Raw genomic sequence first — 15,211 nt, forward strand, 5'->3', positions numbered from 1 at the left:
GGGTACACCGACCGTGGGTACACCGTCCGTGGGCGCGCTGCGGGTCGGGGTTGTCGGCCCGGTGGGGCTCGACGACTTCGCCGACAACATCGTCGACTGCCTGCCCGATCTGGGGGTGCACGCCGTGGCGCTGGGTCCGGCGGTCCCGCTGCCGCGGGGCCGCTGGTTGGCCGGCGCGGCGCTTGCGGCGCGCACCGTGTCGGACCGGCCGGACCACCTCCACCAGCGACGTCTGATCGACCGGGTTGAGCGGGAGAACCTCGACGTGGTGCTCTCGGCGGACGCCCGGCTGCTGCCCTCGACGGTGCGGACGTTGCGCCGGCGGGGGGTCCGCGTGGGCCTGTGGTTCCCGGACGCGGTGGTGAACCTGGGGCGCCAGTACCTCCTGATGGGGGACTACGACGCGCTGTTCCTCAGCGACCCGCTGCTGACCCGCCGGTTGTCGGACGTGCTCGACCTGCCCGCCTGGTACCTGCCCGAGGCCTGCAACCCGGCGCGCCACCGGCCGCCCTCGGCGGTGGACGACGAGGCGCACGCGGTGTTCGTCGGCAACACCTACGGAGTGCGGGTCCGGCTCGTCCACCAGCTCCTCGACGCCGGGATCGCCGTGCGGCTGTACGGTCCGCCGCCGCCGCGCTGGTTGCGCGACCCGCGGGTGCTGGCCTGCCACACCGGCCGCTTCGTCACCGGAACCGCGAAGGCCGCCGTCTTCCGCGGTGCCCTCGCCGTGATCAACGCGCTGCACCCGGCCGAGATGGAAAGCGTGAACTGCCGCCTGTTCGAGGCGACCGCCTGCGGCGCGACAGTCGTCTGCGAGCGGCGCGCGGCGCTGCCCGAGCTGTTCACCGAGGAGCGGGAGATCCTCGGCTTCACCGACTTCGCCGAACTGATGGCGCACCTGAAACGCTGCGCCGCCGACCGGGCCGGCGTTCGGGCGCTGGGCGACGCCGCCCGCGCCCGCAGCCACCGCGACCACACCTACCAGCAGCGGCTCGACACCCTGCTGAGCGTGCTGCTGTGACCGTCCCACGCCGCGGGCGCCCGGGTCCCGCCGACCGGACCGGCGCGGCCGACCGGCCCAGCCGCGCGGGGCTGCTCCTGCGGGCCAAGATCTCGACGGCTGGGCTGCTGACGAGCCCGGCCGCGGGGGCGGTCGTGGGCGCCGCCACCCGTAACCGGATCCGCAACCACGGCGTCCGCTTCGACGTCACCGATCCGGTGTTCACTCCGCGGCAGCGGGCGGCATTGTTCTGGCGGCTCTACGAAACCGCCGAGATCAGGATGATCCACCGTTACGTGGGCCCGGCGGGGACAGTCGTCGAACTCGGCGCGAGCCTCGGCGTCACCGGCGCGCACATCGCCAGCCGGCTGGCTCCCGGCTCCCGTCTTGTCTGCGTCGAGGCCAACCCCGACCTCGCCGCCGGCCTGCGGCGACGGCTGGAGCCACACACCGCCCACCTCACGCTCGACGTCGCCGCATTGGCGATCAGTGAACGGCCCGGCCCGGTGCTGTTCGACATCGCCGCCACCACCCTCGGCTCGCGGCTGCGCGACACGACTCCCGCCGCCCCCACCACCGCCACCGCCCCCACCACCGCCAGCGCCCCCACCACCGCCAGCGACAACGCCGCCGGTCCGGGCGCCGTGGCCGTGCCGGGGGTGACGCTTCGCCACCTGCTGGCCGACCGTCGGATCGACGCCTTCGACCTCATCAGCGACATCGAGGGGGCCGAGGCGTCGTTCCTGCTGGGTGATCCCGGTGCGCTCGACGGCTGCCGTCTCGCCGTGATCGAGCTGCACGACACGGTCTTCGCTGGCCGCCGCGTCACCACCGACGAGCTGCTTGCCGCCGCCTGCGGGCTCGGCTTCCGTGTCCTGCATCGCCACGGCGTCGTCGCCGCCCTCACCCGCGACCCCACCTGAGCCACCCCCGCTACGGACACGCCGTCGCCAGTCGCGGTCGTCGGGCTCGCGTTGACCGCCATCACTGCCCGCGGCCGCCCGCGCCGCGGTGAACGTGCACAGGCCCAGGTTCGCGCCGAGGTCCCAGACGATGTGGCCGGGTCAGATCACCTCGGCGGCGAGACCGGTGAGCATCGGATCGACGCGGGCGAGGCTCGGCCGCAGGTACTTCAACCCGCCCTCGCGGCGGCGCTCAGTGCGACGGGTCAGCGTCGGCGCGACGCGGGGCGTCGAGGGGATGCGAGGCGTCGAGCGGAGGTGGGGCGGCGGGCAGACGCGGGGCGTCGAGGGGACTGGCGGCGCGGCTGGGGCCGGGGGGCCGGTCGGAGGAGTGACTCGGGGCGCGGGCGGTCAGCGTCGCGTGCAGTTCGACGGGCAGCTCGGCGTCCAACCGGAACTCGGCGGTGGGGGCGGCCACCGTCCGTTCCCAGCCGGTTGCTCGCCGGGTCGTGCGCACGTGCCACCGGCCGGGTCCGCCGGCGCGCAGCAGCAGGCATCTCCCGGTGGGGGTGGTGACGTCGAGGGCGGCGGGCTCCGGTGGGCCGCCGGGACCGGGCCGGCGGGCGGCGGCCAGCGTCACCCCGGGCGCGAAGTGGAACAGCACGGCAAGCCGGTGTCGTCCGCCGCCGCTGATCCGGTCGGAGACGGTGAGGCCGTCCGCGTCGAGCCGCCAGGTGCGCCAGTGGATGGGCCGGCCGGGCAGGTGGCGGTAGCCGTCATGCCCTGCGGTCAGAGTCGCCACCTCATCGCGGTGGCGCATGGTGACCAGGGTGGGGCGGGCGCGGCGGCCGGCGCGGAACGCTCCCCAGACCTCGGTCGAGTCGGCGCCGTCGACGGTGACGGTGTTGTGGGCGGCGGAGCCGCGCTCGGCGTCCCGGCGCTGCCCGGGTGCGTAGGTCGAGGTGCCCACGTCGACGAGCAGCGGGCGGCCGTCCAGCCACAGCAGGAAGCCGAGGGTGTCCGCGTGCGCGTGCGCCGGCAGGTCGTCGGGGCAGGGCAGGCCGACGTCCGCGAGCAGATGCCAGCTACCGGCCGTGAGCGCCGCCAGCCCGCTGTCCGCCAGCAGCAGGCCGCCGGCCCGGCCTGGTCCCCCCGCACCCGTGGCGGCCGGGACGCCGGTCCGGCCGTGAGCGCCGGCAGGGCTGGTGACGCCGGCGGGGCTGGTGACGCCGGCGGGGCTGGTGACGCCGGCGGGCGGGTTCACCTCGGGGCCGGGTGGGGGCGGCTGCGCCGGCACCGAGGGCAGCAGCCGGCGCAGCAGGTCCGGGCGCACCGGGAACCCGTCGTTGAGCAGCGGCACCGTGCCGTCCGGACCGAGCACCGCACCGAGCCAGGCCCGCATCCGGGTGATGGCGTCGAGCAGCTCGATCGGTACGGCCCACCCGCCCGCGGCGAGCAATCCGGCGACGTCGTCGAGGTCGGCGAGGACCTGGCAGTGGTAGGACGGCGACCTTTCGTAGTGGCCACCGTCGCCGAGCACCTGCCGGCGGGTCTCGCGCACGAGCTGGTCGACCCAGTGGCGCAGCCCGCTCGGGTCGTCGGCGGCCACCGCCAGCGCGATCAGTGCCTTGTGGTTCTTCAGCAGGTGGTTGCCCCCGACGTCGGTCTCCAGGTGGATCCGCAGGAACGATCGGTGGACGCCCAGATCGGCGCGCAGCACGTCCCGCGCGGGGGTGTCCCGGGCCAGCGTCGGGCCGAGCGCGCACAGCGTCCAGGCCCGCAGCGAGGCGACGTAGGGCGACCAGGCCACCGGATGGCCGACGGTGACCGCGGCGCGCCAGCCGAGGTAGAGCCGTGCGAACAGGGCGCGCTCCCGATCACCGCCGGGCGTCAGCGCCCACGCCCAGTCCCAGTAGTGCAGGTGGTAGCGCCACAACAGCGGGGCGCCGGCCTGCTCCCAGTCCCAGCGCGCCGGATCGTCGTCCACGTCGCGGACAGGGTCGGGTGGGTCGGTGTGGCTCAGCGGGTCGGGGTGGCCGAGCGGGCGGGCATGGCCGAGCAGGGTCAGCCGGCCGAGGGCGAGCTCGTCGACGGTCGGACCCGGGGGTGGGCACGTCTCGTCCACCGGGACGAACCCGGCCGGCCACTGCCCCGCCGACGGGCGGCCGCGCAGCATCGCCGCGGTCAGGGGGGGATGGCGGCGCAGCACGGCGCGCTGTCCGCGTAGCCGCGCGCGGGCGGTGACCTGACGTGGTCGCAGGCGTGCGACGGTGCGCAGGTAGCGACCGAGATCCGCCGGGGGGTTCATGCGCCGATCGGTCCCTTCGCGGCGCCGGCGGGGATCGTGCGCTGTCTGGGGACGGGCACTGCGCGCTCGGCACCCGGCGCGGTTGCCGCGGCTGTGTCGCCCCTGCCGGGCTCACCGGTTGCGCCGGGGGCGCCCGTGTGACCGGCGCGGGCGAGTGCGCCGACGGTGAGTTCGTACCAGGCGTAGTAGAGGCAGAACAGCAGCCCCTGCCGGCCGTCGCGCCAACCGGCCCGCAGCACGTACATGTAGCAGAACAGGGCCGCCGGCTTCGCCGGGACGAGCGGGAAGACGACGTCCTTGGCGATGCTGCGACCCAGCGGGCGGGTCGAGCGGCCGGGATGACGGATCTCGCGGCGGATGCGGGAGATCCGTTCGCGCAGGGCCGGCTGGGCCGTGCGGCGCTGCGCCTCCAGCTCGGCGTAGTGCACGTGCTTGCGCAGCCAGGCGGCGAGGCCCTTGCGGTCCTCGTCGATCAGGTCGGCAGCCAGGCGCGCGACCGGACCGGCCACGCTGGCCCGCTCGCCGTAGTTGACGCTGTCGTCGAAGGAGGCGGCCCGCCGGTCGAGCAGACGGGCCTGCCAGCTGTTGGCGTACCACCCGCTGTGCGCGATCCACCGGCCGTCGAACACGAACCGGCGCCGCTGGCTGTACGCGACGCACTCCTCCGTGCCCAGCCGACTGGCGATCTCCGTGGCGAGCGTGGTCGAAACCCATTCGTCGCTGTCGAGGAAGAACACCCAGTCGTGGCGGACCTCCGGGGACATCATGGCCTGCTGACGCTGGCCGGCGTAGCCCCGCCAGGGGATGTGCCAGACCGCGGCGCCGCTGCGGCGCGCGAGCTCGACCGTGTCATCGGTCGAGCCGGAGTCGACGACGACGACCTGCTCGCACCAGCCGACGGAGCCGACCGCCCGGACGATGTTCGGCGCCTCGTTCCGGGCGAGGATGATCGCGGTCACCGGAACGGATCCCGGCGCGGGCACCGGGCCGACCGCGTCCTGCCCGGTGGCCGCGTCCTGCCCGGTGGCCGTAGCCTGGCCGGTGGTCGCGTCGCGCCCGGCAGCGTCGTAGGGGACGGGCCAGCCCGCGCGGCCGCCGGAGGGCGGGGCCGGCTCGCGGGAGTCGGCGGTGGGCCGCTGGCTTCGGGTGATCACAGCGCCGGTTCCTCCGCATCGAGCAGCCAGGTGAAGTAGTCCACGGGATCGAACGGGTTGGCGGGTTCGGGCTGTGGCGTCAGCGTGAGCGTGGCGTGCATCGCCGCCGCGAGATCGTCGGCGGACTCGTCCCGGTACGGCACGAGCACCGGACCGGCGATTTCCGCGTTGTGCCCGGTGTCGCGGGCGATCACGGGCAGGCCGGCCAGTCGGGCCTCGGCGAGGGGGTAGCCGAAGGACTCCGCCGTCGTCGGGTACAGCAGGGCGCCGGCTCGCCGCTGATGGCCGCGCAGGGCGGCGGGGGTGAGCCGCCCGACGAAGCGCAGCGACCGGCAGTCGGCGAGGCCCTGCACCCGGGCCTCCGTGTCGGTAGCCGTGACCACGATCGACACCGGCTCGCCGGTCTGCTCGGCGACCATCGCGGCGGCGGTGTCGGCGAGGCGGAGCAGCCGGCCCATCGGCTTGAACGAGGCGAACAGCACCGGGCACAGGATCGTGCCGCGGCTGCGTTCGCCGGGCCTCGGCGGGGGGGACAGCGGGTGGGGCCGGACGACCACGCGGTCGGCGAGGTCCGGCAGGGCGGTGAGGACCCGTTCGGCCATCGACGATGCCGGCACGACGACGACGTCGGCGCGGCGGGCGAGCAGTCGCACGACGGGCGCGGCACGGGCGATGTCGGCGGGCAGCCCGCCGGGCAGCGCCCGGACCTCGGCCGGCGTGAGGAAGTGCAGCGCGTTGCGCAGCAACACCCAGCGTTCGCCGCGGGTGGCGAGGTACCCGACGTTGTTCAGGGCGACGGTGCGCCGGTAGCGGCCGGGGCGTTCGCGGCGGGCCAGCCAGCTCGGCGCGACTCGCCGGCCGCGGCCGATCAGGCGGACGCCGGCGCTGGGCCGCGGTGCCAGGAACCCGTCGAGCTCGGTCAGGAACCGCAACGCGCCGCCCATCTGCGCCCCCGCACAGTCGACGAGGACCGGGCCGCCCGCCCGGCTCATCCGGGTATCCCGGCGGGCACTGCGGCGGGCGGGCCGGCGGCCGCGGTGCCCGCAGACCACCCGTCGCGGCGGGCGTAGAGGTATCCCGACGAGGCCCCGGCCAGATCCCGGACGCGGCGCAGGTCGTTGGCGAGCAGGGTCACCTCGAACCCGTGGCGGCGCAGCCGCGCGACGAGAGCCGCCGGATCGCCGAAGGCGGGGTGCACCTCCATCACGAGCCGGCCGACCGCCTCCAGCCAGCCCGGCTCGTCGAACAGGGCGAACTCGGAGCCCTCGATGTCGAGTTTGAGCAGGTCCACCCGGTCGGCGCCCCCGGACTCGAGGACCTGGGCCATCGTCAGCCCGTCGACGTCGCCCTCCCAGTGGGTGGCGCCGTGGCGCGCCCGCGGGTCGGCGAACACCCCGGTCGACGGCCCGACCAGGGCGTGCAGAAGCTGAATGCGGTGGGAGACGCCGTTGGCGGCGGCATGGTTGACGAAGGCGGAAGCGAAGCCGCGCTGCGCCTCGACGGCGATGACGTCGGCCCCCGCCCGGGCCGCCAGCACCGAGAACAGGCCCTGGTTCGCCCCCAGATCGACGACGATCTCCCCGGCCGCCGGCGCGAATCCGGGCAGCGCGTGGTAGACCCCGCGGCAGTACATCTCCCGGGCGCCCCCGAACGCCCCGCCGGGCAGGGTGATCTGGACGCCCGGCAGCGGGCGGTAGGTGTGGCTGCCCCGGGCCATGGCCCGGTCGGCGGCGTCGAGGGTGCCGGTGCGCAGGACGGCCGGGGCGTGGTGGGCGATCGCGGCGCCGAAGCGCAGCGCGGTGGATCCGCCTGCCACGGCGGCGACGTCGCGGACGTCGCGGATCAGCCGGCGTAGCTGGTCGGGCCGGCTCATCACACGCGCCCGCCGGCTCGCCCGGGCCGCCGGGGCGGACCGGCCGGCGGCGCGACGCTGCGCGGCGGCCTGCTCGGCGATGCCGACGCCGAACGGCCGCGGCCGGTGATCGAGGTCGCGCATGGCGGGGCCGATGTCGAAGGCCTTGTCCTCGGCGAGGCGGGCGATCTGCTCGGCCTTCAGCCGCGGCGTGGCGGCGCGGCGCTCGTACGCGCGGGCGGCGGCGAGGACCGGGCGGGCCGGGACCGGAACGCAGTACACCCGGCGACCCTCGGCCGCCGCGGCTGCGGCGACGATCTGGCGCAGGGACAGCGCCCGCGGACCGGCGACGTCGTAGCCGCGCCCGACCGCCGCGTCGGCGCTCAGCGCCCGCAGCACGGTCGCGGCCAGGTCGTCGACGTGCACGGGCTGGTGCAGCCGCCGCCCGCCGCCCGGCAGCGGCAGGATGGGAACGCGGCGTACCAGCGCGAGCAGCCGGGCCATGTTGCGGTCGTCCGATCCGCCGTAGATCATCGTCGGGCGGATGATCGTCCAGTCCAGCCCGCTGGTCTCGATCGTGTGTTCGGCCGCGATCCGCACGCGCTTCGACGGCGGGTCGAGCGAGGTGAAGATCCCGGTGGTGGACAGGAACACCGCCCGGCGGATGCCCGCCGCCCGGGTCGCGGACACGATCGCGTCGGCGTGGCCGAAGCCGAGCGAGGCGATGTTGAGAAGGGCCGTGCAGTCCGCCTTGGTGAACGCTGCGGCCAGCCCGGCCGGATCGTCGAGGTCGCCGGTGACGGCCGCAGCCCCCTGCCGGCGCAGCGCCGCTGCGGCCGTGGCGCTGCGCGCCAGCCCGACGATCTCGTGCCCCTGCGCGAGCGCGCGGGGCACCACCCGGCTGCCCAGGAACCCCGTTGCCCCGGTGACCAGAATCTTCAAGCCAGTGCCTCCGATCCAGGTGTCAGCGCCGTCTGCTGCCCGGCCGGGTCGTGGTCCGGGGCGGGTGTCGCTACCCGCTGCGCCGGGACCGTAGGGTCCGGCACGCCGGGGGTTCGCCCGTCGCTGTCGGCGCGACCGGCAGTGGCGCGGTCGGCAGTGGCGCGGTCGAACAGCAGCCGGCGGTAGTACCGGGCCAGCTCGTCGCGGTCGAAGTGCCGCTCGACGTGCGCCCGGCCGGCGCGCCCCATCCGGGCCCGCCGTTCCGGGTCGGCGGCCAGGTGCGCGACGGCGGCCGCCAGCGCCGCGGGATCCTCCGGGGGGACGACGACCTGCCCGGCGGCGGTGAGGATCCGGGCGGCCTCGCCGCGCACCGCGCCGATCACCGGCCGACCGGCGGCGAGCAGCTCGAACATCTTCGACGGGATGAACGTGTCGAACATCGGCACGTCTCGCAGCGGCACCACGCAGAGGTCGGCGGCCGCGATGACGCCCGGCACCTGCTCGCGGGGCACGCCGTCGTGCAGCACCGTGTTCGTCAGCCCCAGGCCGCGGACGTGCTCGGCGAGCCGGCGTTTGTCGGCGCCCTCCCCGACGAAGGCGAACCGGATCCGCGCGTCATCGAGCCGCGCGTCATCGAGCAGGGCGGCGGCGTCGGCGACCGCGGTCAGGCCGTGCGAGATGCCGTGGGCGCCGATGTAGAGCACGAGGGTCTCCCCACCCGGCGCGCCCAGCCGCGCGCGCAGGCCGACCGGCGCGACGGTGTCGGGGTGGAACCGGTCGAGATCGACGCCGTTGCGCACGACGTGCACCTTGTCTGCCGCGATGCCGCGGCGGACGATGTCGTCGCGGAAGCCCTCGGTGACCGTGACCACGGCGTCGGCGGCCCGGTAGGCGGCCAGTTCGAGGCGTTCGAGCAGGCCGAGGACGCGCGGGTCGGTGATGACGCCGAGCTGTTCGAAGATGGCGGGCCACAGGTCGCGCACCTCCACGACCAGCCGGGCCCGCCGCAGCCGGGCGAGCAGCCACGCCGAGCCCAGCGGGAAGAAGGTCGGCGAGGACACCACGACCACGTCGCACGGGCCGGTCCGCCAGCCGCCGAGCAGGACGCTCGAGACCATGAACGACAGGTGGGACAGCGTCTTGCGGACCACGCCCTCGTTGGGGGTGGCGTACAGCCGGGTGCGCACGACGCGGTAGCCGTCGACCCGTTCGGTGCGCAGCCAGGCGCCGTGATATTCGGGCGGGATCACCCCGGTGGGATGGTTCGGCATCCCGGTGAGCACGGTGACGTCGAGGCCGTCGGCCGCCCACGCCCGGGCCGTCTCCGACAGCCGCGCCTGCGGTGCCCCGATCTCCGGGGGGAAGTAGTGCGTCACCACCAGGACGCGGCGGCCGGGCAGGGGGGACACGGAGTTCGACCTCCAGCCGTCGACGACTATTGCTAAAAGTAGCGTAGACCTTACTTGGAGTGATTATTGGTAGTGCCTCGTCCGCGTGTCGCGGCGGCGACCTCGTCCCAGGCGGGCTGCCCGAGCGGCAGCCGGAAGCCCCGCGCGTCGAGCCAGCCCCGCTGCTGTCCCTGGCCGAACAGCAGCAGCTCCGCTCGGCGGCACACCGCGCTCAGCGGCGGCAGCCACTGCCCGGTCGGCTCCGCGCTGCGCAGCAGTCCCCGGACCGCCCGCGTCGGCAGCGGGTGCAGCGGTCGGCCCGGCGCGAACGTCCCGTAGAGGCTGCGCACGGTGTGTCCCTCGTAGGGATGGGACACCACCAGAGGCGCGGTGGTCGCCGCCAGAATCGCGGCGACCACCGCGCCGACGTTGCCGATCAGCGCGACCGGCACGGGCTGGCTGCCGTCCCCGCACGTCACCAGGGGCCAGCGGCGGCAGAACGCGGCGAAGGCGGTCGTCATCCGCCGCCCCGGGCCGTGCACGGAGGGGGGTCGGTAGAGGATCACCTCGACGCGGCCGGCCGCCGCCGCGTCGCGCAGGAGCTGCTCGCCGAGGGTCTTTGACCGGGCGTAGGGGTTCACCGGCGCGTAGTGGAGGCTCTCGTCGAGCCGGTCGACCCGGCCCTGCACCGCCGCGGTGCTGATGTGGACGAGCCGAGGCACCCCCGCCCGTTCGCAGGCGTCCGCGAGCAGCCGGGGCCAGGCGGCGTTGCCCCCGACGAGCTCGGGTGACAGCCGGGCGGCCGACACCGCCACCCCCGCGGCGTTGACGACCGCCCCGAAGCCGTCGAGCTCGGCGGCGAGCCCCGCCAGGTGGGGTCGGTACGCGCGCTCGGGGGTCCCGGTCAGGGCCTCGCCGTCGACCGACAACCGGCGCGCCGGGCGGGGCAGCACCTCGTGGCCGGCGCCGGCCAGCGCCGCCGCGCACGCGGCGCCGATGAAACCGGTGGCGCCGAACAGGGCGATCCTCGTCATCGGGTCCTCCCCGGCGCTGCCCGGCGGTCCGGCTCGTCGTCGGTCCGCCGCTGTGCCGGCAGCCGGGCGGGCTGGTGGGGCGACGGCGCGGCGGGGCGAGCCGTGAGCGGGTGGGCGGCGGTCCGGCCGCGCCGCGCCGCCCACCGGGGTGCACGGAGGTAGGCCAGCAGCACCAGCCCCGCGGCGGCGTCCGCGGCGAGCCGGCCGGGCAGCGGGCCGAAGGCGGCCAGGGAGAGCGCGATGAGCACCGCCGTCGCGGCGGCGACGAGGCCGGTGACCCGCACGTGCGACCAGCCGGCGATGGTCAGCCGCTGGTAGGCGTGCGAGCGGTGCGGGGAGTACCACTGCTCCCCGGCGCGGATCCGTCGCGCCAGCGTGGCGGTGGTGTCCGTCAGGTAAAGAGCGGTCGGGGCGAGCGCCGACTCCGGTGGGATGCCGGCCAGCACCGCCTGGACGGTGAGCACGGCGAGCACGGCACCCAGCGCGTAGCTGCCGACGTCGCCGAGGAAGACCCGGGCCCGGGGGAAGTTGAACGGCAGGAAGCCGAGCGCCGAGGCCGCGACGAGGACCCCGCCGGCGGTCGCCGTGGGCAGGTCCTGCGCGGCGCCGAGGGCCGCGAAGGCCCCGCCCGCCAGCGCCGCCGTGACCGCGGAGATGCCGTTGACCCCGTCCATGAAGTTGAAGACGTTGACGAAGCCGGTGATCCAGACGGGTGCCGCGACGGTCACCAGCAGGACCGTGAGGAGGCCGGGCGTCGCGTCCCCGAGCACGGCGCCGAGCACCGCCATCGCCGCGACGACGAACGACGTGGCGGTGTGCAGGGCCAGCCGCCGCATCGCGGTGACCCCGCCGACGTCCTCGGCCAGCCCGATCAGCCCGAACAGGGAGGCCGCCGCGGTCAGCGGCAACAGGTCGGGGGAGTCGGCGCCGCCACGGGTGAGGAGCATGACGAGGACGCCCGCGAACAGGCCGAGCACCACGGCGATGCCGCCGCCGCGCGGGGTCGGTGCCTGATGCGAGGAGCGCGCTGTGACCTCGTCGATCGCGGCCAGGCGCCGCATGCAGACGATGACGATCGGGGTCGCCGCCAGGGTGACGATGCACGCGGCGGCCGGCGCTCCCAGCACGGGCGTTCCTCCGGCTCTGACACGTCGGGTGGAGCACGAGCGGCGTTCATCGCTGAATGTAATGCATCAACTACACTGAGCGGCACGATGCGGGTGCGGGTGTCCCGCGCGGCCGCCCCCGGCCGCTACCGGCCGGGGGCCGGGCTCGCCGACGCTCACCGGAGGTTCGCGCGATGAAACAGGTGGTCCAGGCGGCATCCGGGGGAGCGGTGCGGGTGCTCGACGTGCCGGTGCCGGTCATCGGCCCGACCGAGGTGCTGGTGGCGACGGCGGCGACGATCGTGTCGGCCGGCACCGAACGAGCTGTCACCGAACTCGCCCGCGCCGGGCTGCTGGCCAAGGCGCGGGCCCGCCCCGACCTGGTGCGCAAGGTGACGGAGAAGGCCCGGACCGACGGACTGGTGCCGGCGGCGCGGTCGGTGCGCGACCGGCTCCGCGGCGATGTGCCGCTCGGCTACAGCGGCTGCGGCCGGGTCGTCGAGGTCGGCTCGGCGGTCGCCGGCATCCGCCCCGGTGACCTCGTCGCCACCGGCGGTGCGGGTCGGGCCAACCATGCCGAGTTCCAGGCCGTGCCCGGGCTGCTGTGCGCGCGGGTGCCCGACGGGGTGGAGCCCGCGGCGGCGGCGTTCGCCACCATCGGGTCCATCGCTCTGCACGGGCTGCGCCTCGCCGAGGTCGGGCCGGGAGCGAAGGTCGTCGTCGTCGGCCTGGGCCTGGTCGGCCAGCTCGCCGCCCGGCTGGCGCTGGCCAGCGGCTGCGAGGTGGCCGGCATCGACCTGGCGCAACTGCCGCTGGCGACCGCCGCGGCGGTCGGCGTGCACGCGCTCGCCGAGGTCGGCGAGGCCACCACGGCCGCGGTGCGGGCCTGGAGCCGGGGCCGTGGGGCCGACGCGGTGCTCATCTGCGCGGCCGGCCGATCGGCGGAGCCGGTGATGCGGGCGACCGCGCTGGCCCGCGACCGCGCGCAGCTCGTCGTCGTCGGCGACGTCGGGCTGGGCCTGCTGCGCGCGCCGTTCTATGACAAGGAGCTCACCCTGCGCTTCGCCCGCTCCTACGGACCGGGACGCTACGAGCGCGGGTACGAGGACTGGGGGGTGGACTACCCGGCCGGACAGGTGCGCTGGACCGAGGGGCGCAACCAGGAGGCCGTGCTCGACCTGCTCGCCGCGGGCCGGCTACGCGTGGACGACCTGGTCACGCACGCCTTTCCCATCGACGCGGCGCCGCGGGCCTACGAGCTCGTCGCGGGTCGCAGCGAGCCGTACCTGGCTATCCGGTTCGACTACCCGGCCGAGGTCCCGGCCCTGCCGGCGAGCCGCCGGCCCGGGGACGACGCGGGCGGGCGCACCGCGGACGACACGAGCGGGCGGGCGGCGAGCGGGCGGGCGGCGGGCGGGCGGACCGCGGACGACGCGGAGCGGCTGCCCGCGCCCGGGCTCGCCGCCGCGCCGCGCCTCCGCCCCCGCCCCCGCCTGGGACTGCCGCGCCAGCGTGGGGTGCCGGCGGGGCGCCGCGGCAGCCGGGTGGGCTGGATCGGCGCCGGGACGTTCTCCGGGGCGGTGCTGCTGCCCGCGTTCCGGGCCGCCGGGTTCGACCAGTTCGTCACGGTCGCCTCCGCCGGCGGCCGCTCGGCGCGGTCGTTCGCCGACCGGCACGGCTTCGCCGAGGCGGTGGCCGGCGCCGACGCCGTCCTCGACGACGACGACATCGACGTCGTCGTCATCGCTACGCCGCACGCCACGCACGCGGGGCTCGCCGCCCGGGCGTTGGAACGGGGGCGGCACGTGTGGTGCGAGAAGCCGCTCGCGCTCAGCTTCGACGAGCTGGAGCGGGTGGAGAAGGCGGCGGCGGTCGGCGGCGGCGCGCTCGTCGTCGGCTACAACAGGCGGTTCTCGCCTGCGGTCGGCGCCGCCCGCGCGGCCCTGGCGGCGCGGACCGGGCCGCTCACGACCGTCTACCGGATCGCGGCCGGCGCGGTACCGGCCGGCCATTGGTACAACGACCGGGTCCAGGGGGGTCGCCTGCTCGGCGAGGTGTGCCACTTCGTCGACACCTGCGCGGCGCTCGCCGGCAGCGAGGTCGAGGCGGTCGCGGCGCTCGCGGGGCGGGAGGCCGAGCTGCTGCTCGCCCCCGACCTGGCGGTGTCGCTGCGGCACGCCGACGGGTCGCTGTCGACCATCGCCTACAGCTCCGCCCGGCCCCGCGCAGCCCGCAAGGAACAGGTCGAGGCCCTGGCGGGGAGCCGCCATGTCCGCATCGACGACTACCGGGAGCTCGTCGTCGACGGCCGGTCGGTGTGGAAGGGGGTCCAGGACAAGGGGCACCGCGATGCCGCGGCCGCCTTCCTGCGGATGTGCCGCGGCGGCGATGCCGCGGTGACCGCGGAACTGCTCGCGTCGAGCCGGGCCACCCTTGCCGCCGCCGACGCGCTCGGCGTCGAGGCGGTGTGCAGCTCCGGTGACGTCCGGGCCTGACTGGAACCGTTTCTTTGCGACGACGACGACGACCGCCGCCGCCGGCTCGCCCCGGCGAAAGAAAGGATGACGACGTGCCGCGTGCGCTGATTACCGGGATTACCGGTCAGGACGGGTTGTATCTGGGTGAGTTGTTGACCGCGAAGGGTTATGAGGTGTTCGGGTTGGTTCGGGGGCAGTCCAACCCGAAGGTGGCGGTGGTGGAGCGGGTGGTGCCGGGGGTGGTGTTGTTGGAGGGTGATCTGACGGATCTTTCGTCGTTGATCGGTGCGGTGGAGATCTCGCAGCCGGACGAGGTGTACAACCTGGGGGCGATCTCGTTCGTCGGACTGTCGTGGAAGCAGGCGGAGTTGACGGGGGAGACGACGGGGATGGGGGTGTTGCGGGTGTTGGAGGCGTTGCGGATCGCGGGTGGTAACGACATGTCGGGTGTGCGGTTCTATCAGGCGTCGTCGTCGGAGATGTTCGGGAAGGTGCGGGAGACGCCGCAGCGGGAGACGACGCCGTTTCATCCGCGGTCGCCGTATGGGGTGGCGAAGACGTTCGGGCATTATTTGACGGTGAATTATCGGGAGTCGTACGGGGCGTTTGCGTGTTCGGGGTTGTTGTTTAATCACGAGTCGCCGCGGCGGGGGATCGAGTTTGTGACGCGGAAGATCACGCGGGCGGTGGCGCGGATTTCGTTGGGGTTGCAGGACTCGTTGACGTTGGGGAATCTGGAGTCGCGGCGGGACTGGGGTTTTGCGGGGGATTATGTGGAGGCGATGTGGCGGATGTTGCAGCAGGACACTCCGGATGACTATGTGGTGGCGACGGGGGTGACGCATAGTATTCGGGAGTTGTTGGATGCGGCGTTCGGGCGGGTGGGGATTTCGGACTGGTCGGGGTTGGTGCAGCAGGATCCGCGGTTTTTCCGGCCGGCGGAGGTGGATGTGCTGGTGGGTGATCCGTCGAAGGCGCGCGAGGTGTTGGGGTGGACGCCGCGGGTCGGGTTCGAGGAGTTGATCGCGATGATGGTCGACGCCGACCT

General features: G+C 75.1%; 11 protein-coding genes. 4 read left to right on the forward strand and 7 right to left on the reverse strand.

From position 1 onward, the window contains the following. Positions 1-13 precede the first annotated feature (13 nt). Complete coding sequence (locus FF36_RS01165) at positions 14-1,021, forward strand: CgeB family protein (RefSeq protein ID WP_242422215.1); 1,008 nt, start codon at positions 14-16, stop codon at positions 1,019-1,021. Then, positions 1,018-1,923 carry an FkbM family methyltransferase gene (locus tag FF36_RS01170; RefSeq protein ID WP_082121571.1) on the forward strand — a complete coding sequence of 302 codons (906 nt, stop codon included), beginning with the start codon at positions 1,018-1,020 and terminating at the stop codon, positions 1,921-1,923. Before FF36_RS01165 ends, FF36_RS01170 begins: the two co-directional genes overlap by 4 nt. Before the next feature lie 232 nt (positions 1,924-2,155). Here FF36_RS01170 and FF36_RS01175 read toward each other — a convergent pair whose 3' ends face one another. Genes FF36_RS01175 through FF36_RS01205 form a run of 7 tightly spaced genes read right to left on the reverse strand, consistent with a single transcriptional unit; the run spans position 2,156 to position 11,707 of the window. Continuing rightward, entirely contained in the window at positions 2,156-4,210 is a 2,055-nt protein-coding gene (locus tag FF36_RS01175) for a heparinase II/III family protein (protein ID WP_044883017.1), read from the reverse strand. Next, positions 4,207-5,364: a glycosyltransferase family 2 protein gene (locus FF36_RS01180; protein WP_044883018.1), complete on the reverse strand. Its 1,158-nt coding sequence runs from the start codon at positions 5,362-5,364 to the stop codon at positions 4,207-4,209. The genes FF36_RS01175 and FF36_RS01180 overlap by 4 nt, the downstream gene beginning before the upstream one ends. Next, the gene (locus FF36_RS01185; RefSeq protein WP_044883079.1) at positions 5,361-6,356 is read right to left on the reverse strand and encodes a glycosyltransferase; all 996 of its coding nucleotides are present in this window, start codon (positions 6,354-6,356) and stop codon (positions 5,361-5,363) included. The genes FF36_RS01180 and FF36_RS01185 overlap by 4 nt, the downstream gene beginning before the upstream one ends. Beyond that, on the reverse strand, positions 6,353-8,158 hold the full coding sequence (locus tag FF36_RS01190) for an FkbM family methyltransferase (RefSeq protein ID WP_044883019.1): 1,806 nt from the start codon (positions 8,156-8,158) through the stop codon (positions 6,353-6,355). Before FF36_RS01190 ends, FF36_RS01185 begins: the two co-directional genes overlap by 4 nt. Next, the gene (locus FF36_RS01195; RefSeq protein WP_044883020.1) at positions 8,155-9,567 is read right to left on the reverse strand and encodes a glycosyltransferase family 4 protein; all 1,413 of its coding nucleotides are present in this window, start codon (positions 9,565-9,567) and stop codon (positions 8,155-8,157) included. The genes FF36_RS01190 and FF36_RS01195 overlap by 4 nt, the downstream gene beginning before the upstream one ends. Before the next feature lie 50 nt (positions 9,568-9,617). Then, positions 9,618-10,580, reverse strand: coding sequence for an NAD-dependent epimerase/dehydratase (locus tag FF36_RS01200; protein WP_044883021.1), 963 nt, complete (start codon positions 10,578-10,580; stop codon positions 9,618-9,620). Continuing rightward, positions 10,577-11,707, reverse strand: a complete 1,131-nt coding sequence (locus FF36_RS01205; RefSeq protein ID WP_052680877.1) for an MraY family glycosyltransferase — start codon at positions 11,705-11,707, stop codon at positions 10,577-10,579. The genes FF36_RS01200 and FF36_RS01205 overlap by 4 nt, the downstream gene beginning before the upstream one ends. A gap of 173 nt (positions 11,708-11,880) precedes the next feature. Here FF36_RS01205 and FF36_RS01210 point away from each other — a divergent pair, with 173 nt between their 5' ends. Together FF36_RS01210 and FF36_RS01215 are read left to right on the forward strand one after the other, a co-directional pair. Beyond that, positions 11,881-14,181 carry a bi-domain-containing oxidoreductase gene (locus FF36_RS01210; protein ID WP_044883022.1) on the forward strand — a complete coding sequence of 767 codons (2,301 nt, stop codon included), beginning with the start codon at positions 11,881-11,883 and terminating at the stop codon, positions 14,179-14,181. A 74-nt stretch (positions 14,182-14,255) separates the two neighbouring features. Next, positions 14,256-15,211 (forward strand): GDP-mannose 4,6-dehydratase (locus tag FF36_RS01215; RefSeq protein WP_044883023.1); only part of this gene is annotated, 956 nt, incomplete at its 3' end.

Origin of the sequence: Frankia torreyi, from assembly GCF_000948395.1 — a bacterium.
Lineage (GTDB): Bacteria > Actinomycetota > Actinomycetes > Frankiales > Frankiaceae > Frankia > Frankia torreyi.